Origin of the sequence: Arthrobacter sp. NPDC080031 (genome assembly GCF_040702485.1) — a bacterium.
Taxonomy (GTDB): domain Bacteria; phylum Actinomycetota; class Actinomycetes; order Actinomycetales; family Micrococcaceae; genus Arthrobacter.
This window is the reverse complement of record NZ_JBFBLA010000046.1, coordinates 1-22,739: the sequence shown is the minus strand read 5'-3', so window position 1 is coordinate 22,739 and position 22,739 is coordinate 1. Positions and strand designations below refer to the sequence as shown.

General features: G+C 61.2%; 17 protein-coding genes. 14 read left to right on the top strand and 3 right to left on the bottom strand.

Annotated elements, in window-relative coordinates:
- The 14 genes from AB0323_RS23430 to AB0323_RS23365 all read left to right on the top strand — a co-directional run.
- Positions 1-4,124: DUF4082 domain-containing protein (locus tag AB0323_RS23430; RefSeq protein ID WP_366179458.1), on the top strand; the 4,124-nt coding region annotated here is incomplete at its 5' end.
- A 352-nt stretch (positions 4,125-4,476) separates the two neighbouring features.
- The gene (locus AB0323_RS23425; RefSeq protein WP_366179457.1) at positions 4,477-5,544 is read left to right on the top strand and encodes a Gfo/Idh/MocA family oxidoreductase; all 1,068 of its coding nucleotides are present in this window, start codon (positions 4,477-4,479) and stop codon (positions 5,542-5,544) included.
- Entirely contained in the window at positions 5,541-6,539 is a 999-nt protein-coding gene (locus AB0323_RS23420; protein ID WP_366179456.1) for an NAD-dependent epimerase/dehydratase family protein, read from the top strand. The genes AB0323_RS23425 and AB0323_RS23420 overlap by 4 nt, the downstream gene beginning before the upstream one ends.
- A complete protein-coding gene (locus AB0323_RS23415; protein WP_366179455.1) occupies positions 6,536-7,681 on the top strand; it encodes a DegT/DnrJ/EryC1/StrS family aminotransferase in 1,146 nt (381 codons plus the stop codon). Before AB0323_RS23420 ends, AB0323_RS23415 begins: the two co-directional genes overlap by 4 nt.
- Before the next feature lie 3 nt (positions 7,682-7,684).
- Positions 7,685-8,362, top strand: coding sequence for an acetyltransferase (locus AB0323_RS23410; RefSeq protein WP_366179454.1), 678 nt, complete (start codon positions 7,685-7,687; stop codon positions 8,360-8,362).
- Positions 8,363-8,424: 62 nt separating this feature from the next.
- Positions 8,425-9,549 (top strand): DegT/DnrJ/EryC1/StrS family aminotransferase, encoded by a 1,125-nt coding sequence (locus AB0323_RS23405; protein ID WP_366179453.1) that lies wholly within the window; start codon positions 8,425-8,427, stop codon positions 9,547-9,549.
- Positions 9,550-9,627: 78 nt separating this feature from the next.
- Positions 9,628-11,154, top strand: coding sequence for an oligosaccharide flippase family protein (locus AB0323_RS23400; RefSeq protein WP_366179452.1), 1,527 nt, complete (start codon positions 9,628-9,630; stop codon positions 11,152-11,154).
- A gap of 548 nt (positions 11,155-11,702) precedes the next feature.
- Entirely contained in the window at positions 11,703-12,308 is a 606-nt protein-coding gene (locus tag AB0323_RS23395; RefSeq protein WP_366179451.1) for a glycosyltransferase family 4 protein, read from the top strand.
- 37 nt (positions 12,309-12,345) lie between these two features.
- Entirely contained in the window at positions 12,346-13,374 is a 1,029-nt protein-coding gene (locus AB0323_RS23390) for a glycosyltransferase family A protein (RefSeq protein WP_366179450.1), read from the top strand.
- Positions 13,364-14,275 carry a DUF6492 family protein gene (locus tag AB0323_RS23385; RefSeq protein ID WP_366179449.1) on the top strand — a complete coding sequence of 304 codons (912 nt, stop codon included), beginning with the start codon at positions 13,364-13,366 and terminating at the stop codon, positions 14,273-14,275. The genes AB0323_RS23390 and AB0323_RS23385 overlap by 11 nt, the downstream gene beginning before the upstream one ends.
- A gap of 428 nt (positions 14,276-14,703) precedes the next feature.
- The gene (locus tag AB0323_RS23380; RefSeq protein ID WP_366179448.1) at positions 14,704-15,540 is read left to right on the top strand and encodes a hypothetical protein; all 837 of its coding nucleotides are present in this window, start codon (positions 14,704-14,706) and stop codon (positions 15,538-15,540) included.
- 68 nt (positions 15,541-15,608) lie between these two features.
- Entirely contained in the window at positions 15,609-17,003 is a 1,395-nt protein-coding gene (locus AB0323_RS23375; RefSeq protein WP_366179447.1) for an O-antigen ligase family protein, read from the top strand.
- On the top strand, positions 17,000-17,836 hold the full coding sequence (locus tag AB0323_RS23370; RefSeq protein ID WP_366179446.1) for a chain-length determining protein: 837 nt from the start codon (positions 17,000-17,002) through the stop codon (positions 17,834-17,836). The genes AB0323_RS23375 and AB0323_RS23370 overlap by 4 nt, the downstream gene beginning before the upstream one ends.
- 341 nt (positions 17,837-18,177) lie before the next feature.
- Positions 18,178-19,476, top strand: coding sequence for a hypothetical protein (locus AB0323_RS23365; RefSeq protein WP_366179445.1), 1,299 nt, complete (start codon positions 18,178-18,180; stop codon positions 19,474-19,476).
- Positions 19,477-19,748: 272 nt separating this feature from the next.
- On the opposite strand, the gene AB0323_RS23360 is transcribed toward AB0323_RS23365, so the two are convergent.
- The 3 genes from AB0323_RS23360 to AB0323_RS23350 form a co-directional block, all read right to left on the bottom strand.
- The gene (locus AB0323_RS23360) at positions 19,749-20,573 is read right to left on the bottom strand and encodes a glycosyltransferase (protein ID WP_366179444.1); all 825 of its coding nucleotides are present in this window, start codon (positions 20,571-20,573) and stop codon (positions 19,749-19,751) included.
- Positions 20,570-22,249, bottom strand: a complete 1,680-nt coding sequence (locus AB0323_RS23355) for a WecB/TagA/CpsF family glycosyltransferase (RefSeq protein ID WP_366179443.1) — start codon at positions 22,247-22,249, stop codon at positions 20,570-20,572. Before AB0323_RS23355 ends, AB0323_RS23360 begins: the two co-directional genes overlap by 4 nt.
- Positions 22,250-22,634: 385 nt before the next feature.
- Positions 22,635-22,739, bottom strand: a 105-nt coding sequence (locus AB0323_RS23350) for a DUF4082 domain-containing protein (RefSeq protein WP_366179459.1), incomplete at its 5' end; no start/stop codon positions are given.

The following is a 22,739-nucleotide window of genomic DNA, read 5'->3' as shown; positions in this document are numbered from 1 at the left end:
TCGGGCATGACGAATACTGGTCCGCCGACCAGCGGGCCAGCGTGCAGGCGGCCCGGGACGCCGGGGTGAACCTTGCGTTCTTCAGCGGCAATGAAATGTTCTGGAAGACCCGCTGGGAGCCGAGCGCCGCGGGCCCCAGCACGCCCGGGCGGACGCTGGTGGCGTACAAGGACACGCACTTCGACGCACCCACGGACCCTGTCACGTGGACCGGAACGTGGCGGGACCCGCGGTTCGGTACGGCCAGCGGCGCAGGCAACCCGGAAAACGCCCTGACGGGCCAGTTCTTCCTGGTGAACTCCGGAACCACGGACATTCAAGTTCCGGACACCTTCGCCAAACAGCGCTTGTGGCGCAACACGGCTGCCGCGAACCTGAGCGCCGGGCAGACCCTGACGCTCGGCTCAGGAATCGGCACGCTCGGCTATGAATGGGATATCGACGCCGACAACGGCTTCCGGCCTCCCGGGGAAATCAAGATGTCGGCAACCACGAACACGTCTGCGGAGGTCTTCACGGATTACGGTTCGCAGACCGCCCAGGGGAAAACGGCCACCCACAACCTCACCCTGTACAGGGCTCCCAGCGGGGCCCTCGTCTTCGGCGCAGGCACCGTGCAGTGGCCGTGGGGGCTGGACGGTTTCACCACCGGCAAGGCCACGGACCGGAACATGCAGCAGGCCACCGTCAACTTGTTTGCCGACATGGGCACCCAGCCCGCGACGCTCGCGGCCGGGCTCGTGGCCGCCACGGCGTCCACCGACACAACGGCTCCCGTCGCCACCATCACCTCGCCCGTCACCGGGACCAGCCTGGCCGACGGCACCAAGGTCACCATCAGCGGCACGGCCTCGGACGCCGGCGGCGTGGTAGCCGGGGTGGAGATCTCCACCGACGGCGGCACCAGCTGGCATCCCGCGAACGGCACCACCAACTGGAGCTACACCTGGCTCGCGCACGGCACCCCGAGCTCAACCATCAAGGTCCGCGCCACCGACGACAGCGGCAACATCCAGGGCTCCCCGGCCAGCATCACGGTCAACATCGCCTGCCCCTGCTCCATGTACGGCACCAACGCCACGCCCACAGCGACAGGCATCGATTCCGGCGACCCCAATTCCAGCCAACTGGGCGTGAAATTCACTTCCGACGCCGCGGGAACCATCAGCGCCATCCGCTTCTACAAAGGCACCAGCAACAAGGGAACCCACGTAGGCAGCCTGTGGACCACCGGGGGCCAGCTGCTGGCCACCGGGACGTTTGCCAACGAAACGGCTACCGGCTGGCAGACCCTGACCTTTGCCCAGCCGGTGGCTGTTGCAGCCAACACGACCTACGTGGCGTCCTACTTCGCCCCCGTCGGCCACTACTCCCAGGAAGAGGACTACTTCTACCCGCACCCCTCCGCCTCACCAGCCGGCAACAACAGCGTCGACAGCCCCCCGCTGCACTTCCTGCGGAATACCGCGAGCAACCCCAACGGCCTGTACAGCTACAGCGCCAGCTCAACCTTCCCCACCCAGACCTACCGCGCCGAATACTACTGGATCGACGTAGTCTTCAACCCGTCCACGCCTGTGGCCCCGGCCGTGACGTCAACGTCGCCCGCCTCGGGGGCGACCGCCATCCCGGTGAGCACCGCGGTCTCCGCGACGTTCAACCAGGCGGTGACGCCCGGTTCGGTCGGTTTCACGCTCAAGGATCCGGCCAACGCCCCGGTGGCCGGGACAGTGACATATAACGGCACGACGAACACCTCGACCTTCACCCCGTCCGCCGCCCTGGCCTACAACACCACCTACACCGCCACCATCAGCGGCGCCACCAACAGCACCGGCCAAACCATGACGGCTCCGTACAGCTGGACCTTCACCACGGTGTCCGCGCCGCCCGCCCCGGCCGTGACGTCAACGTCGCCCGCGTCCGGGGCGACCGGGGCGGCGGTCAACACCGCGGTCTCCGCGACATTCAACCAGACCGTGACACCCGGTTCCGTCGGTTTCACGCTCAAGGACCCTGCCAACGCCACCGTGACCGGGACGGTGACCTATAACAGCACCACGAACACCTCGACCTTCACCCCGTCCGCAGCCCTGGCCTACAACACCACCTACACCGCCACCGTCAGCGGCGCCACCAACTCAACCGGCCAAACCATGACGGCTCCGTACAGCTGGACCTTCACTACCGTGTCCGCGCCGCCAGCCCCGGCCGTGAGCTCGACGTCGCCCGCCTCCGGGGCGACCGGTGTGGCGGTCAACGCCGCGGTTTCCGCGACGTTCAACCAGGCGGTGACGCCGGGTTCCGTCGGTTTCACGCTCAAGGATCCGGCCAATGCCTCCGTGTCCGGGACGGTGGGCTACAACAGCGCCACGAACACTTCCACCTTCACCCCTGCAACCGCCCTGGCCTACAGCACCACCTACACCGCCACGATCAGCGGCGCCACCAACTCAACCGGCCAAACCATGACGGCTCCGTACAGCTGGACATTCACCACCGTGTCCGCGCCGCCCGCCCCGGCCGTGACGTCAACCTCGCCCGCGTCCGGGGCGACCGCTATCCCTGTGAGCTCCGCCGTCTCCGCGACGTTCAACCAGGCGGTGACGCCCGGTTCCGTCGGTTTCACGCTCAAGGATCCGGCCAACGCGACCGTGGCCGGGACCTCCAACTACAACGCCGGCACCAACACCTCAACGTTCACCCCATCCGCAGCCCTGGCCTACGGCACGACCTACACCGCCACCGTGAGCGGGGCCACCAACGGCACCGGGCAGACGATGGCCACCCCCTACACCTGGACCTTCACCACCGCCGCGGCGACAGTGTGCCCCTGCAGCCTCTTTGCCGCCAGCGCTACCCCGGCCAGCACCGGTCTGAACGACGGCCAGGCTCTTGAGCTGGGCACGAAGTTCCGCTCAGACGTCGCCGGCACCATCACCGGAGTCCGCTTCTACAAGTCCAGCCAGGACACCGGAACCCACACCGGCTATCTCTGGTCCGGCACCGGCTCCCTGCTGGGCAGCGTCACCTTCAACGGTGAGAGCGCCTCCGGCTGGCAACAGGCCACCTTCGCGTCCCCGATAACCATCAGCGCCAACACCACCTACATCGTGTCCTATTTCAGTTCCGCGGGGTATTACTCAGCCAGTGGCGGCTTCTTCAACCAGGGAACCGACAACGGGTACCTCCACGGTTTGGCCGACGGTGTCGACGGCGGCAACGGCGTCTACCGCTACGGCAACGCCGCGTTCCCCACCAGCACCTGGAACAAAACCAACTACTGGGTCGACGTCGTCTTCACAACGACGAACACGCCCCCGACCCCAGCCGTGACGTCAACGTCGCCCGCCTCGGGGGCGACCGGGGCGGCGGTCAACACCGCGGTCTCCGCGACGTTCAACCAGGCGGTGACGCCAGGTTCCGTCGGTTTCACGCTCAAGGATCCGGCCAACGCCTCCGTGGCCGGGACGGTGACCTATAACAGCACGACGAACACTTCCACCTTCACCCCCACCGCGGCCCTGGCCTACGGCACCACTTACACCGCCACCATCAACGGGGCCACCAACAGCACCGGGCAGACCATGGCCAGCCCCTACACCTGGACCTTCACCACAGCGTCCGCACCCCCGGCTTGTCCGTGCAGCCTCTTTCCCACCAGCGCCACCCCGGCCAGCACCGGGCTGAACGACGGCCAGGCGATTGAGCTAGGCACGAAGTTCCGCTCAGACGTGGCCGGCACCATCACCGGCGTGCGCTTCTACAAGTCCAGCCAGGACACCGGAACCCACACCGGCTACCTCTGGTCCGGCACCGGCTCCCTGCTGGGCAGCGTCACCTTCACCAGTGAAAGCGCCTCCGGCTGGCAACAGGCCACCTTCTCCACCCCGATAACCATCAGCGCCAACACCACCTACATCGTGTCCTACTTCAACCCCGCCGGGTACTACTCGGCCACCGGCGGCTATTTCAACCAGGGAACCGACAACGGGTACCTCCACGGCCTGGCCGACGGCGTCGACGGCGGCAACGGCGTCTACCGCTACGGCAACGCCGCGTTCCCCACCAACACCTGGAACAAAACCAACTACTGGGTCGACGTCGTCTTCACAACGCCGTAGGGGAAGGGTTTAGCGGCGCCCTTGTTCACGGCGCTGTCCTGACCCACGCCTGCTGGAGGCGATACGGGTGCGCGAGCGGCAATCCACGTGTTGTTGCAAGGAAATGACAGGTAGGAGTACTGGAGTGCGAGACAGGTACGACGGCGGACGTTTCGCGTGTTGATGGTGGGAAATTACAGGTAGGAGCTACTCGTGTGACCCGAGTCAATCTTCCATAGCCTGAAGTTCCTTCGGTCGGCAGGTTCCGAAGTTGAATCGGTCAGACACCGAATTTGCGGTTGAAGAAAGAGGCTAGGCCGAGCGTTAGTCAAGACCTCGGACTCGGTTTTCAATACGGAGGGAAGCAACCACCATGACAAGCAGGAAGCTGCGAGTTGCGCTGATCGGGGCAGGTTACTGGGGGCCGAATTTGGCCCGGAATTTCAGAATCAGCGGTGACTGGGATCTTGCGGCCATCTGCGATCTCGACGGCGACAGGGCTAGGAGTGTCTCCGAGCAAGTGGGCAATGTGCCAGTGGTGACGGATCTGGATGAACTGCTGGCCTGGCCCGACCTCGAAGCCGTCGCTATTGCGACACCCGCACGAACCCACCACCGGATTGCGCTGGCGGCAATGCTGGCCGGGAAGCATGTGCTGGTCGAGAAGCCGCTTGCGGACAGCCGCGAAAAAGGCGAGGAGATGGTGGAGCTCGCCCGGCAAAAGGGATTGGTGCTGATGGCAGATCACACTTACTGCTACACGCCGGCTGTTCTGAAGATCCGGGAACTGATCGCTGACGGGGCGTTGGGCGACATTCTTTTCATCGATTCCGTCCGTATCAACCTTGGCCTGGTACAGCCTGATGTCGACGTTTTCTGGGACCTCGCCCCGCACGACCTCTCGATTCTGGACTTCATCCTTCCCGCGGGACTGCAGCCCGCCCATGTGTCGGCGCACGGCGCAGACCCGCTGGGTGCAGGCCGGGCCTGTGTAGGTCACTTGAGCTTCCCGCTGGCAGCCGGGGGCTTGGCGCACGTGCACGTGAACTGGCTCAGCCCCACCAAAATCCGCCAGATGGTCATTGGCGGATCCAAGCGGACGCTGGTCTGGGATGACCTGAATCCACAGCAGCGTCTGAGCCTCTACGACCGAGGCGTCAATCTCCAGCATCAACCCTCCGACGGCGCCAACCGGACGGCCGCTACGATCTCGTACCGCCTGGGAGACACCTGGTCTCCTGCCTTGCCGGAACATGAACCGCTCGGCCAAATGGTCAGCGAGTACGCAGCGAGCATCCGTGAAGAAAGGCTCTCGCGCACCGACGGATCGGCGGGCCTGCGCGTCCTGTCGGTCCTTGAGGCCGCCTCGCGGAGCCTGGCCGAGGATGGTCGCACCGCCCTGGTTGACGGTGCCGAACTGCAGCTTGAGGAGACGGCGTGAGCAATTTGGCCGGAGCACAGGTTCTCGTCACGGGCGGTGCCGGGACCATCGGTTCCACCATTGTGGACCAACTCCTCGACGCTGGCGTGGCCAGCATCGACATACTGGACAATCTGGTGCGCGGGCGGCGGGACAACCTGAGCGATGCGCTGAGCAGCGGCCGCGTCGCTTTGGTGGAGGGCGATTTGCGTGACAGGGACCTCGTCCACGATGTGACCAGGGGTAAGGACCTCGTCTTCCACCAGGCCGCCATCCGGATCACCCAGTGCGCGGAAGAGCCCCGGCTGGCCTTGGAGGTCCTGGTCAACGGGACGTTCAACGTTTTCGAAGCCGCCGTTGCGCACAAGGTCGACAAGGTGGTTGCCGCCTCCAGCGCCTCCGTCTATGGCCTGGCGGAGAGCTTCCCCACCAATGAACGGCATCATCACCACAACAACGACACCTTCTACGGCGCCGCCAAGTCCTTCAACGAAGGCATGTTGCGCAGCTTCCGCGCCATGGACGGACTGGACTACGTAGCATTGCGATACTTCAACGTCTACGGTCCGCGCATGGATGTCCACGGGCTCTACACCGAAGTCCTGGTGCGCTGGATGGAGCGAATTGCGGACGGCCAACCTCCGCTGATTTTCGGGGACGGACGCCAGACGATGGACTTTGTCTTCACCGGCGATATCGCGAGGGCCAACCTGCTCGCGGCCGCCAGCGACCTTGCTGAGGGGGTCTACAACGTCGCCAGCGGAACGGAGACAAGCCTCTTGCAGCTCGCACAGTCCCTGTTGCGCGCCATGGACTCCGACCTTGCCGTGGAGCATGGACCTGAGCGGGCGGTGAACGGCGTTAGCCGCAGGCTGGCGGATATCTCCGCGGCCCGCTCAGACCTGGGCTTTGCGGCGGAAGTCTCCCTCGACGACGGGCTTCGGCAGCTGGTGCAGTGGTGGCAACCCCTTCGAGCGGAAATCGCCGCTACGCGAACCGCCGGGGTGTCCTCATGACCCGCATCAATGTCATGCAGCCGTGGTTCGGAGCAGAGGAAGTAGCCGCCGTCAGTGCAACGATCGAGTCCGGCTGGGTCGCGCAAGGTCCGCGGGTTTCCGAGTTTGAATCGGCCTTCGCCCGCAGCCAACATGCTCCTTTCGCGGTCGCCACCTCGAATTGCACGACGGCGTTGCACCTGGCCTTGGTCGTCGCCTCCATCGGCCCGGGCGATGACGTCGTCGTTCCGTCGTTCTCCTTCATCGCCACCGCGAATGCCGCCACCTATGTAGGCGCGCGGCCGGTCTTTGCCGACGTCGACCTGACAACCGGCAACCTGACCGCAGAAACGGTCCGCGCCGCGTTGACGGACCGTACCAGGGCTGTCATCGCCGTGGACCAGGGTGGAATTCCAGTTGATCTGGATTCCATCCGTCTGCTGTGCGACCCGCTCGGAATTGTCGTGATTGAGGATGCCGCCTGCGGCGCAGGATCGAGCTACAGAGGCCTCCCGGTAGGAGCGGGGGCTGACGTGACGGCGTGGTCCTTCCACCCCCGGAAAATCCTCACCACCGGCGAGGGGGGCATGTTGACCACGCCGCACCCGGACTGGGCTGATCGTGCCCGTCGGCTGCGCGAGCACTCAATGAGTGTCTCCGCGAGCGCCCGGCACGCCTCCGTGCTGGCGCCCGCGGAAGAGTATTTGGAGCCGGGCTTCAACTACCGCATGACAGACCTGCAGGCCGCCGTCGGCTTGGTCCAGCTGGACAAGTTGGCGCAGGTAGTGCGCAGGCGCCGGGAAATCGCCTCCGAGTACAGCAAGCAATTCGCGGATGTCGAGGGGATGCGCGTGGTGCGGGACCCGGCCTGGGGTGCCAGCAATTTCCAGTCCTTCTGGTTAGAGGTTCTCCCCGGATCCGCCGTCGACCGTGAAGGTCTACTCGAACATCTGGCCGGGGATGAAATATCAGCCCGTCGGGGAATCATGGCGGCCCATCGCCAGCCGGCGTATCGGGGCCGGGACACAGGAGGGGCACCGCTCCCCGTCACCGAACGCCTCACGGACAATACCCTGATCCTTCCGGTTTTCCATCAGATGACCGAGTCGGAACAGGCAAGGGTTGTGCACTCCGTGCGCGCCGCGGTAACCGGGGGACGGTGAACCGTGCAGGAGTTGATGCTGATCGCCGCAAGTGGACTGGCCCGGGAAGTACTGGCCGTCATCCGGGGCTCCGATCAGTACCGCGTGGTCGGCTTCCTCGATGATTCCTCCATCATCCAAGGCAGGCTGGTTGGCGGGGTGACTGTCCTGGGCACCATCGCGGACGCCGCGCTGTACAACTACACCCAGTTCCTGGTTTGTGTCGGCTCTGGAACCGCGCGGCAGCAGATAGTCCAGCGCCTGGCCCATCAGGGCATCACTCGAGAGCGCTTCGCAACGGTCCTGGACCCGGGAGTGCGGGTGCCGCCAGGATCCACAGTGGGCCACGGAAGTATCCTGCTCAGCAATGTCGTGCTGACCGCCGACGTCACCGTGGGGACGCACGTCGTCGCCATGCCGCAGGTAACGCTGACGCATGACAACGTCGTGGAGGACTTCGCGACCCTGTGCGGGGGAGTGACATTGGGCGGCGGTGTGCGTATTGGGCGTGCCGCCTATCTGGGCATGAACTCCAGCGTCCGCCAAGGGCTGGCGATAGGTGCCGAAGCCGTGATCGGCATGGGGGCAACCGTGCTTCAAGACATCCCAGCCGGCGAAACGTGGGCGGGTGTTCCTGCAAAAAGACTCCATGACCGGCTTCAGTTGGTGTCGGGAGATCCAGCGGAAGGAAGAGAAGGGTGAAAACCATCCGGCCCGAGCATTCGAATGATGAACCACGCAACCGCGGCAGAAGGGTTCCGATCATGGACTTTCCGACGATCCCGCTTGTAGATCTGGGGGCCCAACAGGAGGAAATCGCCGACGAGGTCGAAATCGGCATGAAGGAAGTCTTCGCCCAGACCTCTTTCATTGGAGGCCCAGCAGTGACCGAGTTTGAAAAGGCCTATGCGGGATTTCTGGGAGCGCGCCATTGCGTGGGTGTGGGCAACGGTACGGACGCGATAGAACTAGCCCTGCGCTCATGCGGCGTCCGCTCGGGCGGCGAGGTCATTGTTCCCGCCAACACCTTTATCGCCACCGCGGAGGCGGTCTCGCGGATCGGTGCGACGCCGGTCCCCGTGGATGTCGATCCGGTCCACCTGTTGATCGACCCTGCACGCGCTGCAGAAGCAGCAGGGCCGCGGACCCAGGCTATCGTGCCGGTCCATCTATTCGGCCAGACCGCACCGGTTGAGCGGCTGGAATCCCTGGCGGCGTCTTACGGGGCAGCCATTGTGGAGGACGCCGCCCAATCGCAGGGTGCAACCCGGCATGGACGCTTCGCCGGCACACTGGCCCGGGCCGCTGGCACTAGCTTCTACCCCGGCAAGAACCTCGGTGCCGCGGGTGATGCCGGAGCCGTCACGACCGATGATCCTGAAGTAGCCGCCCGGGTGCGTTTGCTTGGCGCCCACGGCAGCCGAGTCAGATACCAGCACGAGGCCATCGGGCTGAACTCCCGGCTCGATACGCTGCAGGCCGTTGTATTGAGTGCCAAACTGCGTCGGCTACGCGGCTGGAACCAACGACGGCGGGAGGCCGCTGAACGGTACACCTCTCTGTTGTCCGGGCTGCCCGGCGTCCAACTTCCCGTCAGCGCGGAGGGAAACGTTGACGTCTGGCATCTCTACGTGATTAGAACCGATGACCGTGACCGTGTTCTGCACGAACTGCAGGCTGCCGGTATCGGTGCCGGGATCCACTATCCGGTTCCCTTCCATCTCAGCCAGGCGTATCGGGAGCTGGACTACAGGCGCGGTGACTTTCCCGTAGCAGAACGCGCAGCGGACACTATGCTGTCGCTGCCGATCTACCCGCATATCACCGTTGAGCAGCAGGAATATGTTGCCCGAACACTATCAACCGCGATTGTCGGGAGATCACGATGACGTGGTTTGTGGATGCGCCTCTTTCTACCGACATCATGGGCGTCGGACATGATTCCTGATTCCAAGACTCGGCCAACGGTGCGGGAATCTCTGCCCCGTCTCGTTGATACGGCGCCGACCGAGAGCGCCGTCCTCGCGTCAGCGCTGAAGCGCGGAGCCTTGTGGTCAGCGGGCGGCACTATTTTCCTCCGTCTCGGGAACATCGCACTCATGGCAGTAATCGCCAGGATCGTGTCGCCCCGGGACTTGGGCATCTTCACTCTCGCTGTGACAGTCCACACCATAGTCGTCAGCATCGCTGAACTGGGTGTTGCTTCCGCGATCGCACGCTCCGACCTCGATGTCAGCCGGATTGCGCCAACTGTGGCGACGGTTGCGATCGGGAGCAGCCTCCTGCTCGCGGTGCCCATGGCAATCTTCGCCAACGACATCGCTTGGGCACTCGGCAGCGCAGAAGCCGGCCCAGCCGTCAGGATCCTGGCGATCGGGGTGGCACTGATCGGCCCCTTCGCTGTCCCGGGCGCGCTGCTTCAACGCGACTTCCGGCAGAACGTGGTCTTCTGGGCGTCAGCCATATCGTTCTTGCCCGGCAGCGGTACGTTGCTTCTGCTCGCCTCCGTCGGCAGCGGCCCTGAAGCCTTCGCCTGGTCCCGAGTTGTCGGCCAAGTAATAATGGGCGGCTTCATGATGGCTTCGGCGGGCGCTCCTGTCTGGCCGCGGGTACATCTGGACGTTTTGCGACCTCTCCTTGTGTTCGGACTCCCACTTGCCGGCGCAAACCTGTTAAGCCAGATTCTCCTGAATACGGATTACCTCTTTATCGGGAGGATGTTGAGCGTCGGGGAATTGGGAGTCTACTTTCTTGCCTTCAGCATCGCCATGTGGCCAACTGCGGTTATAGGTTCGATCTTGAATGGACTCGTGCTGCCTGCCATTTCGGTCGTGCGGCGCGACGGCGGGGATGTCGCGGCGGCCGTCGCGAAGGGCGTCCGTACGGTCGGGTTGGTTGCATTCCCAATGGCGGCGTTCCTCTGTGCTTTCTCAAGTCCCCTGTTGTTGACAATCTACGGCCCGAAGTGGCACGCGGCCGCGCCCGTTCTTTCCACTCTGGCCGTGTACGGAGTCCTCTTTGTCCTGGGCCTTTTGCTGGCGAACGTCATAATTGCCACGGGCAGGACCGGAGTCTTACTTGTCGTCCAGGTCTGCGCCTTGGCTGCCCTCATGCCGGCGCTGCCGCTAGGCATTAGTGTGGGCGGGATCGAGGGCGCGGCGGTCGCACATATCGTCGTTATAGGGGCGGTAACCACCCCTGTATACGTCTTTGCACTTCGGCGATCGACTGGTCTTGGACTGCGGAGGCTGCTCCACGCCGTCGGACGTCCTTCCGTGACGGCACTGACGGCGGCTGCAGCAGCCTGGTTGGCCACATGGTGGATCGAAAGCGCGGTGCTCCAGTTGGTTTTAGGCGCCCTGATCGGCGCCATCATCTACGGCTCGTTGAACCACCTCGCGATTACAGCCCTGACGCCCGCCAAAGCTCGTTCCCTCCTGAAACTAAAGCGTGTGGCAAGCCGCCGACACAAGGAATCGAGGAATCCAGTATGAGAGTAGGAATCATCTATCCAGTTCCAAATCCGCTGGCGCCAGCGAACTGGTCGGGAACTCCTCACGGACTGGCGTCTGGATTTGCCGCCCGCGGAGTGGACGTGGTCCCGATCGGCGTCAGGGTGCCGCACGGGCTCCACGAGCTCGTTGCTATCTTGTCCAGGAGTACCGGCCGACGCGGGGCGGTGGCCGACCGAATGCAAATTCGGCAGTGGGCGCGCACCAGCGCGCTAAGGACGTCGTTGGAGCGGCAGCAGCCATTAGACGCCGTGGTTGCGATGGGGACCGAAATGTACGATCTGGCGACCGTTCTACAAGGCACGGCTCCATGCGCAACATACGACGACGGGACTTTGCTGCAGATGTACCGCGATCCCAACTCGGATATCCGTCAGTCCGGGTTTCCTCATCGACATGTCGCCAGATGGATCGGGCGCCAGTCTGCCTCTAGCAGCGCCGCAGACGTTTGCTGCGTAAGCACGAACTGGGCTGCAGGATCGTACGAAAACGACTACGGGATTCCATCCGATCAGGTAACGGTCGTGGGAATGGGTCACCGGTCACGTCGCGCGGCGCCCGGCGTCGTGCGGGACTGGTCGAAGCCCAGGTTTCTCTTCGTAGGGGTTGAATGGCGACGCAAGAATGGGGCGGCGGTCGTCAGGGCCTTCGAGGAAGTTCGCAAGCTTGTGCCCGCGGCTACCCTCGACCTCGTCGGGAACCATCCCGAAATCGATGCTCCGGGCGTGACCGGTCACGGGTTCCTCGCAAGGGGAGACGTATCGGCCCAGTTAAAGCTGGACAGGCTGTACGCGGAGGCGAGCTGCTTTGTGCTGCCGAGCCGGTTCGACCCATCGCCCATTGCCTATCTGGAGGCCGCCTCGGCCGGATTGCCTGTAATCGCGACCTCCCGGGGTGGCGCCGGCGAACTGATCAAAGACGGAGCCATCGTAGTAGATCCTGGCGACTCAAGGGCGCTCGTTCACGCAATGCTCTTCCTCGCCGACCCATCTGCAGCACAATTGATGGGTTCTGCAGCCGCACGGAACGCTGCGACATCTTCGTGGGCCGATGTCGCGGACCGCATTGTCGAGGCGCTCGGCCTTCACAGCCAGCCCGTTGGTTCCGGCGGAGCAGGAGACAGCGTCGATGTTTAGGTCGATCCCAAGCTCTGGCGCTATTCGATCCGCGCATGTGGCGGTCGTTATCCCCTGCTACAACTACGGGCGGTACCTTGATGCGTGCGTCGCCAGCGTCCTGACCCAGCCGGGCGTCACCACCCAAGTCCACATCATTGATGATGCGTCGACGGACGGCAGCCCTGAGATTGCGGAAGCCATCGCAGGTCACGATCCGCGTGTTCGATTGACGTGCCATCAACAGAATAGAGGGCACATAGCAACCTATAACGAGGGTCTCTCCGCGGTTGACTCGGACTATGTGGTGCTCCTGTCGGCGGACGACATGCTCGCACCTGGTGCTCTGGCCAGGGCTGTTGCCCTAATGGAGAAGTTTCCCTCCGTGGGCCTTGTATACGGTCACCCCCAGGCATTCGAGACGCCCCCCCGCCAAAACGATGATCGTCCCCGGAATTGGTCCGTCTGGCAAGGGCAGAGATGGATCAGGGCGCAGTTCCGTCGCGGCCTTGGCATCATCAGTAGCCCTGAAGCGGTGGTACGGACCTCTGTTCAACATCGGGTCGGCTATTATCGCCCCGAACTGCCGCATTCAGGCGACCTTGAAATGTGGCTTCGCATCGCAGACATTTCCGACGTCGGCAGAGTCAACGGTGTTGACCAAGCGTATCGCCGTCTTCATAACGCCAGCATGATGACGACCGGCTATGGAACGCTATTGCGTGACCTGGAGGAACGGGTCAAAGCCTACGAGTCGTTTTTGGCGGTATCACGCCTCCCCGCTCCGCGTATTGATTCTCTGCGATCAACAGTAAACCGCAGGATGGCGATGGAGGCGCTGGAGTGGTCGGCATCGAATTGCGCCAGAGGCAATGTTTCAGAAGAAGACATCAAAGGAGCACTGGCCTTCGCGCGATCCGTGTTTCCGGCGGCAGACTCGTCGATCGCCTACCACGACTACATCCGGCAGCGTGGAAGTGCAACGTCACTCAGCGTTTCCGGACGACTTGCTGCTTGGCGCGGATCCATCAACCGGGAGTTCGGTCCCCGTATTCGGTGGCAGCGGTGGAGGAGATATGGAATCTAGACGAGGCCTTGCCGTTCTCACACCCAGCTACAGCGCGGATGCTGAGCTGTGCCGGGAGCTTAACCGGTCGGTTCTGCACTGGATGCCCGAGGACGTCAGGCATCACATAGTGGTACCACGACAAGACATTCCAATATTTCGAATGTTGCTGAACCAAAGGACCGTGATTCACGAAGCCGACGAATTTCTTGCGGCGTCAATGTGGAAGCTTCCTGGCCTCAACATGTGGGTCAACGGCTCACATCCGTGGCCGCCGGTCAGAGGCTGGATTGCCCAGCAGCTCATCAAGCTGGCTGCGGCCGCCAAGCTCGGGGCCGACGCCGTGCTTCTCGTTGATTCTGACATGGTGATGGTCGCTCCGACTGATCTGGAATCGTTCCGGCAGGACGGAAAATTAGTGATGTACCGCAACCCGGGAGCAGTCCATTCCGGGCTGCACCGACATCGCATGTGGCTCGAATCAGCACGAGGCCTTCTGGGTTTAGGGCCGGCCGATCTTGGCGACTTGACGGACTACATTTGCTGGCCGTGTGTCTGGGATCCCGAGATTGTTCGCTCCATGCTCGAACATGTTGAACGCGTCAAGGGCGAGCCGTGGCAGTCCGCCATAGCCGCGCAACTCCACTTCTCCGAGATGATGCTCTATGGGACATACGTAGACGAAGTTCTCGGCGGCCCTCCAGCAGCAACGTCCCGTATGAAAAGCATCAGCTACTCCGAAGAAGCACCTTTGACGGCGGTGGAGATTAGCACGATGCTCCGTTCGAGGCCGACTGATGTCTTGGCTGTGATGATTTCCGCCAAGGCCGGAATTGCCCAGAATGTACGTTCTGAAGCGCTCAACGACTATGCAGACTATCTTGCGGCCAGCCGCAGCAACTCCCAAGGAGGTGCCCGGTGACTCCGCTAAATACTTCCCCCGCAGATCTGTGGCGGCGCGTGCGAAGCATTGGTCCTTCTGGAGTTGCCAAGACCGCAGCGCGTCGTGCTGTTCAAAAAATGAACGAGCGTTTCGATCTCATAGGGGCAGAACTCCCCGTGAGGGTCGAGGACCTTGTGAATTCTCTCGATCTTGGCCGCCGCGAGCCTTCTCGAAGCACCGATCCAACTCTACGAATCGGGTGGGTCTGCACTCCTCCCGGCCCTGGGTCAGGAGGCCATACGACACTCTTCCGGATGGTTGCGGCGGCAGAACAGCAGGGTCACCAATGCACGTTGTTCCTCTACGATCGCAACTCGGATGACGTTGGGCGCCATGAGCAGGTTATACGGCGGCATTGGCCAGGGATCAGAGCAGGAATCCGTAGCGCAACGCAAGGATTTGAAGGCATGAATGCCCTCGTGGCCAGTTCGTGGGGGACAGCCCATGTCGTGGCGAATCGGGCGCCTGGGACGACGAACTGTTTCTACTTCATACAGGACTACGAACCATACTTCTATCCAAGAGGTGCCCTCTATACCTTGGCGGAAGACACGTACCGGTTTGGGTTCGTCAACATCGCCCTCGGCGAGATGGTGGCCTCCAATCTTGTCCACGAGTTGAGCGTCGTTCCTGACATCACGGTCCCGTTCGCATGCGATACAACCGAGTACAAGCTCCTTCCGAACGACATGTCCTCGGCGGCGCGAAGCGGGGTTGTCTACTACGCCAAACGCAACGTAGATCGGCGGGGATATCTTCTTGCCAAGCTGGGATTAGAGGACTTTCATCGCCGGCACCCGGAGCAGGAAATACATGTATTCGGAGACAAAGCATTGGGCTGGACCATTCCGGTCACAAACCACGGTTCGTTGAGTCCGTCCGAGCTCAATCTGCTTTACAACCGGACAATTGCAAGCGTTGCCCTTTCCTTCACAAATATCACATTAGTAGCCGAGGAACTGATGGCTGCCGGAAACGTTCCGATTATGAACGACCACCCGTTCGCGCGGGCCGACCTGCCTTCGCCCCACGCGATCTGGGTGCCACCCACCCCCGCTGCAATCGCCAGCGGCTTAGCTGATGCTGTCAACTCACGGGACATCGCGGGTAGGGCCCGGCTCATGGCCGAAGCCAAGCGGACGGACTGGCGCGCACCGGCTAGCCTTGTTGTTCAGGAGATCGAGCGTCATTGTTATGCGCCATCACCGCATCGTGTCCCGCTGGATATGGGCGGTGCGCCTTGAGCCAGCATCGACCGACAGCCCAACGCCCCTCCCTGGGGAGCGGACTTCACCATCCAACTGTCGGCTCGTTGGGCATTCACGGCGCCCCTGCCGACAGTACCCGGGCAGGAAAAGTTTCATTCATTGTCCGTGCCATGGCATTTTGTATTTTCTTTTTTCCATCAGCCATGGTTTTCAAGCCCATTGGTGCAGCTGGCACAGTACCGATGATCTTGGCCGTCTTCGTTTGCGGGCTCTGGATCTGTTCAGTCTTGTTCGGGTTTCACAACCCGATGGAGATCCGGCATCCCGGACGCCTGTCTTTGACTGCACTGTTCCTGGCAACTTGCGCTTCCTACGCGGCCCTTTACGCGGGAATCACTGGAGGCAGCACAGAACTAGCGCGTGCTTCCGCCGATCGCTGGTTGATTCTGTTGATGGCCAGCGCAGGCATAGTCCTCGTTGTCGGCGAGGTCATCCGTAGCCTTTCAGACGCCATGATACTCATACGAGCGCTTTTGGCCGGTGCATTTTTCTGTTGCCTAGTCGCAGTAATCCAATTCGTTTTTCGGATGAATCCCATGGAGTGGTTTCAGTATGCAATGCCTGGGTTCACCTATAACGGCGGGGATACGCCGTTCCAATCACGGGGTGCTCTCCTGCGTGTTGCGGGAAGTACATTCCACTCGATTGAATTGGCCGTAGTTTCCGCGATGCTGCTGCCACTCTCGATCTGGCGCCTTATTTATGACAAACGAGGATGGGTTGGTTACAAGTTGCTTGGCACCGCGCTCTTGATTTTTGCGGTGGCGTCAACGGTTTCCCGTTCCGGTGTCCTTGGTCTTGTCGTTGGGGTCGCGGTGTTCATACCGTTCCTTCCGGCGACCCCACGTCTCTGGGCATTGATTGCCTCCCCAATTGCTCTTGCCGGACTGTTCCTCGGAGTGCCAGGTCTTATGAGCACCCTCACGGAAACCATAACCTCGTCGGGTACGGATCCGTCCATTTCTACGCGGACGGACAACTATCCCAGAGTCGCGTCGATGGTAACGCACCATCCGATTCTTGGAGCTGGACCAGGGAATTATTTGGCGGACACCGCCATTCACATTCTTGACAACGAATACTTGAATGCCGCGGTGACGCTCGGGCTTGTGGGTCTATTCGCCATGATCATTTATCTGCTTGTTCCCGGAGTGGCGTCGATACTGGCTGCGCGAGCATCTCGGACGCCTCAGTTGAAGTCATTCGCCGCGGCAGTCGGGGCTGGGGGTCTCGTGGCAGGAATATGCTCATTGACATTTGACTCCATGTCCTTCCCCGTCTTTGCCCTCACATATCCCGTGCTCGTCGGGCTAGGCGGGGCCGCATGGAACATGGTAAAGCTCGAGATTCGAATTAATGACGTAACCAGTCTAGAAGCACCACGATCCCTCGCCGGTATTACGATTCATAATTACAAGTCGCCAGGAGGCCGTCCATGAACCCGAAAGAAGTCATTAGAACGCTCTGGCGCCACCGACTCGTTTCCGTGCCGATACTTCTTTTAACTCTTGCTTCGGCCCTCTATGTTTTTCAATTTGCGCCGCGGTCCTACGAAACATCCGCTACCTATGCCATGATAAATCCGGACATACCAACGCAGCTGGATATCGTGAAGCATCCTGAACTCGAGAAACTCAACAGCAAGAATCCATATTTACGCTCTTCAGATCCGTCACTAATTGTTCAGGTGCTCCTCACCCGGCTCAACGACAGCTCCGTGGCCGACAAGCTGAAGGAGCAGGGACTAAGTTCTGACTACACTGTCAACCGCGGCGTTGGGGGCACCAACGGTTTTCTGGTTGACATCACAGGGATCGCCGACACGCCGGAGAAATCATTTGCAACCACGCGCACTCTAGGAGTCATGCTCGAAAAGGATCTATACGATGCGCAAAAAATTGATGGCGCAGACGATTCTTACCTGTTTTCCTCGATCCTCGTGGCTCCTCCAGACAAGGCCACGGAACAATTCTCAAGCCGACTGCGGTCGCTCATTGCTGTTTTACTCGCCGGTGTTGTGCTCATGTTCGGCGCCGTCTCGATCGCCCGCTCGGTCTCGGTGTCCCGAAATCGGCTCAAGGAAAACAGTGGACACGGACCGGTCACTGAAACAAGAAAGAGGAACAGGAACAAGGCCAGGTTTACTGTGGATTCCCCAGACACGCGGCAGCCATCAGGGGCCAACGCCGGCCTTGGCCCCTCTGCTGAACCAGTACGAGCACGAGCAACGGACTCCGATGATGGCCAACGACTGTCCGAGCTCGCAAGATGAGCGGGGGTCTGTGGACCCCGAACTCCCGCTGTAGTACCGTCCCAGAATTTCCGGGCTGACGTAAAGGTTGTGCCGGCGTACTCGGGGTCACTGGCTAGTTGCGGAAACATCGTTCCGCGCCTTGGAACGTGCCGAGGCCTTCAATGGCATGATCCGCGCAACCGTCGGGCCCCAGGCGGCGGATTCGGAATAGTTCCTTTATCTGTGCTCAAACTATCTGTGCTCAAACAGTCCCAAACTGGAACCAAGACAGTGTTGGAGGTCCTATGTTCAGGAACGATCATCCGAAAGTGTCAATCAAGAGGTCCAGGACACGCCGGTTCACATTTGGATCGATTGCGGTGGCCACACTCGCGACGGCAGCCATCTCCGCCGGCGCGCTTCTTGGCGCCCAACCACGACCCGCAACATCGTCCCCCGCTGAGCAGAATCTAGCCAGCAGAAATGGTTCGATTCCTGTAAATGCAGGCGCTGCCCCTGCGCTGAACCCGCTCTCGCGCCTGCCAACAATTCCGTGGGAGGGAGGTCCGGACTATTGGAAGAAGTTCCCCAAGGCCGATGCTGCCGGCTGGAGCAATCCTGGATTCTTCCCGATATCGGTGTTCTTGGGGAAGCCGTCGCAAGCGGCTGCATTAAAATCCATTGGGATTAACAATTACATGGGTGCAGAGCATGACGGGTCCTCAATTTACAGCATTACCAGCCAGGGTTTATTCGTCATCCCACAGGACGAGTGGACGCAAGCGGAGATTGGAACCGACCCTAATGTTATTGGCTGGTTCATATCCGACGAGTGCGACATGGGCATCGGCTGCGCTGGTTCATCTGCGGCTGCAAACTTTGCTGATCAGACAAGTAAAGTAGATCGGGTTCGCGCCTTTGGCGACGGTCGTTTCACAATGGCAAACTATTCAAACGGAATCCTGGATACCTACTGGGCGCAAGGATCCATGGCCGGACTTATGAACATCGTGGACGTGGCCAGCGTTGACAAGTACGCCTATACCAGTCCATTTGTGGACAATCAGATGACGCAATCCCCCCACTGGCCAGTAGGGATCAATCCGGTTTCGGCCGGTTCGTACGGTTGGTTGGCTGATCGCATGCGCGCCTATCAGAACCCCGTAGGAGTCCACCCCAATTGGATCTTTGTCGAGGCGGCGATGCCGCTGCTCAACGATGCCGGATCCTTGACGATTACAACAGAGCAAGTCGAGGGTGCCGCTTGGTCTGCCATCATCCATGAAGCCCGGGGCCTTGCCTACTTTCAACACAACAATGGTCAGATCTGTGGCTTTTATTCTCTTGTCGATTGCGATCAAGCGAGACTGGACCGGTTCAAGGCAATCAACGCCGGAATTCAGTCACTTGCGCCCGTGATCAACACCCAGTCATATCAATTTCGCTTCAACACCACTACAGACACGATGCTCAAAGCCTACGGCGGATCGGCCTATATCTTTGCCGATATTGGCCTGGGACAGACTCCCGGCACCAAGACATTCGCCATGCCGCCGGAGATTCACGGATCAACGGTCGAAGTCGTAGGTGAGAACCGAACGCTGAAGGTAACTAATAGCACCTTTAGTGACACTTTTGACAACGAGTTTTCCCATCACACCTACCGCGTAACCTTTTAGGGAGTCGGGCGGCCTTTTCGTTGGGCGATCCATCCAGCCAACATGGTCCGGCACATCGGATAGGTCAGGGAACCCGTTCATGGGCGGCGCCCCTGGGTCATGATGCCGAAAACCTGGCGTTGCAGCCCGTGCCTTCGGGATCTAGAAGCTAAGGCAACGGGCCGCCAAGGTCAGCCGCGCGATGGTAGGCGGAAGACCACGATCTGCTCACACATAATCCTGCGGCCGACATTCTTTCGTAGGACGCGGCGTTGTCAGTCGACCGGTTTGGATTAACGGCTACTTTCATCCCGCTCCCATCGTAGCCGCGCGGTCTTCGACGATGACCATTGCCGACGGGCCCAAAGGGCGAAGGTCACATATATGGCAGCCTCGAAAGCGCTCTTCGGTCCCTTCACCGATCGCCAAAGTTCGTTCAACGTGCGTGTGGCTGAACCGGATCCTGAGCCCTGTTGTTCGTTCCCGCCGTAGACACGGCGCAAGACCGCTAGTAGCGAACTAACAGTTCGTGGTGTGCGTACGATTGTCGGATCTGTGTCCAGAACCGCCTTTTCATTTGCGGCAAACATCCTGTCAACGTAAAGGTCGTCGCCAGTAAGAAGGGGGAATGCCCCGATCCGTCGATGCCCGGCCTTACTCATTGCGTAAGCTCCAGCACCCCATAGAGCGGTCGTGGTTGAGGGGAGCCTAGAGCGGGCGCAGTAATAGGCGCGTACCGGAAGTGATGCACCCTCGGTGTCGTATCGAAATGAAGGGCGTGCAGCGAGTTCTTGGTCGTGGGAGAGGCGGCTGAACACTTCCCCGATCGCTTTCGGACTGATCTCAACGTCCGCGTCCAGATAAAGCCTTGGCCAGAGTTTGGCTGCCCTGTCTCCTTCGTTGAGGGCAGCCGCTTTGGAGGCCCCGGGCAGGTCGAGAACAGTCACCCCTGCAAAGTCCGAGGCGATTTTCGCGGTGTCGTCGCTACAGCCGTTGCACACGACGATGACTTCCACGCATCCGGAGGTAAGAACAGGCTTCAAGGCGGTGAGCGTTCGCCTGATGACGCTGGCTTCGTTGTGGGCCGGGATGATGACTGCGCCCGTTGGAAAGTTCATGGGCGCGCTGTTGTCAAGCCGGCGATTGCCTTTGGCAGGCTCTCCCAGCGACTCCTGCTCAGCACCGCGCGTACGGCCTCGCGGTGGCCGGGCTTGAAAAGGCGAAGTAGTTCTGCTCCTGCAGCGACTGCGCGGAAGATTGCACCATAGTGTCCACGGTGGTGCTTTTCGATGTAACGGATACGATTGACTACCATCAATGCCTTTAAGGCAGCGGATGAGCCAGACCCCCCGCGTCGGTGCCGCATCCGGGCTGCTGGCTCGAACCAGATAGAGGCACCGATGTCCCTAACACGCCTGAAAAAGTCAGTCTCTTCGGAATAGAGAAAATATCTTTCGTCCCAGTCTCCGACGGCAGCGGCCGTTTGGGCTTTGATGAGTAGCGCTGCACCCGTCGCCCAATCCACTCGATGGGGGTGCAGATAGCTTTCTTCGTCGTAGTCCATTTCGGCGAGCCAGGTTGGCCTGGATCGCAGGCGGCTGCCAAACAACGCATCCCCAAAGGCGCGCCAGATCGATGGTTCGCGACGGAGCGAGGGATACGTGCTTCCGTCTTCATCCAAAAGTAAGGGGACAACGATCCCTGCGCCAGTGGTGCGCATGCGGGACAGGAGGGCGCTCACCGCTCCAGGTTCGACTCGCAGGTCCGGATTTAATACGAGGAAGCTCTCCGCCTTACCAGCGTGCTTGAGCGCGACGTTGATGCCGCCGGCATACCCCAGATTTCCCCCTGTGGGAACGGTAATAACGTCGGGGTGCTTGGCAAGCTCCGCGAGTGTTCCGTCTGACGAGGAGTTATCTGCAACGATGACCTTCAGGGTCTGGCCGACGGTCTCACCCCGAAGGCTAGAGATCAGTGGGCCAATATCGGCGGCGTTGTTGTAGGTCACGACGACGATGGCCGCGTCTGCGCTCACGCTGGCAGGCAGGAACGTACCTGCCTTGGGGACGATGATCCTACGGCTACGTCGACGCAGCCACAGATAAGCCTCCGGGCCGTCGACCAGGTAGCGGCGGGCTAATCGCCTAGGCTCCAAGGCAAGGCGCCACGCCCATTCCAAACCGGAACGGCTAGCCCAATCAGGCGCGCGTCGGATATGTCCTGCGAGAAAATCGACGACCGCACCGAAGGCCAGCAGGACCTTAGCTCCGGATCTCGCCCCATGCTGCGCGATCCAAAGTTCTTGGCGCGGTTTGCCGAGCCCAACTACAAGAATATCTACGCCTGCCTCGGCCACCTCGTCGGCGAGATTTCCCGATGATGTTGCGTCCGCAAGCGTTTGACGATCGGGACACCACCAGCCAACGACCTCAAGGTCCGGCCGTTCCCACGCTAGCTTGTTCCTGAGTAACTCCTGCGTTTCGGCTGATCCTCCGAGGAAGCCGACCCGACACCCGTTGACAGCAGCGTGGTCAAGCAGGGGCCCGATGAGGTCGCTCCCGGCCAACCGTGGCCAGACGCGACCAGTTATGCGCCGAGCTTGTGCCCGCAGAGGGGCGCCGTCTATGAGAGTGAGCCACTCCACGTCAGCAGCGAAGTCAAGTGAACCTTCCCACCTGCCACCCCTGCCGAAATGGTGAATATGGTCCAGATTCGCTGAAATGACTCCGAGCGGCCGAGCCCTTTTGTCTATCGCCCGGGCAATGGTTGCATGGACGGCGTCGTCGAAATCCATCAAGTCCACCAGCGCTCCACCTAGAAGCGTCTGAGCAGCCTCGTGGTCGCCTACCTGAGATTTCGTCCGGTTCCCCCCGGACAGGAAAAATAGCGCTGGATTTGACACGGAGCTTATCCCTTCCTGGGCATGACGGTCAGAGTGAAAACGGATTCAGGATTGGCGGTGGAGTTACCCGTTCCGCTACCTCGCTCGAGATGTTGATATCGCGTCGGTGCGGAAGCTCTCAGTCCAACCTCTCCTTGTGGTCCATATCCGGGTTCCGTGTTGTTCCGCGCTATTTTCCGGCCGGTCGTCAGGACACGTGCCCTGATGGCGGTTGTTGCGAGCGATATGCGGAAGAAATTCTTCTTCAAGGCACTCAAACCTCCCTGGCTTCCGTCACTCAAGGTGCTGTGAAGTCGACGTCGACCCAGTAGTTGGTGTTGTTGTAGCTGTCGGTGGGGAAGGCGGCGTCGCCGTAGCGGTAGACGCCGTTGGGTCCGTCGGT

Coding starts and splice junctions, on each gene's coding strand:
- AB0323_RS23425 (WP_366179457.1), top strand. CDS start 4,477: ATGACAAGCAGGAAGCTGCGAGTTGCGCTGATCGGGGCAGGTTACTGG.
- AB0323_RS23415 (WP_366179455.1), top strand. CDS start 6,536: ATGACCCGCATCAATGTCATGCAGCCGTGGTTCGGAGCAGAGGAAGTA.
- AB0323_RS23405 (WP_366179453.1), top strand. CDS start 8,425: ATGGACTTTCCGACGATCCCGCTTGTAGATCTGGGGGCCCAACAGGAG.
- AB0323_RS23395 (WP_366179451.1), top strand. CDS start 11,703: ATGGGTCACCGGTCACGTCGCGCGGCGCCCGGCGTCGTGCGGGACTGG.
- AB0323_RS23385 (WP_366179449.1), top strand. CDS start 13,364: ATGGAATCTAGACGAGGCCTTGCCGTTCTCACACCCAGCTACAGCGCG.
- AB0323_RS23380 (WP_366179448.1), top strand. CDS start 14,704: ATGAATGCCCTCGTGGCCAGTTCGTGGGGGACAGCCCATGTCGTGGCG.
- AB0323_RS23370 (WP_366179446.1), top strand. CDS start 17,000: ATGAACCCGAAAGAAGTCATTAGAACGCTCTGGCGCCACCGACTCGTT.
- AB0323_RS23360 (WP_366179444.1), bottom strand. CDS start 20,573: ATGAACTTTCCAACGGGCGCAGTCATCATCCCGGCCCACAACGAAGCC.
- AB0323_RS23355 (WP_366179443.1), bottom strand. CDS start 22,249: ATGGATTTCGACGACGCCGTCCATGCAACCATTGCCCGGGCGATAGAC.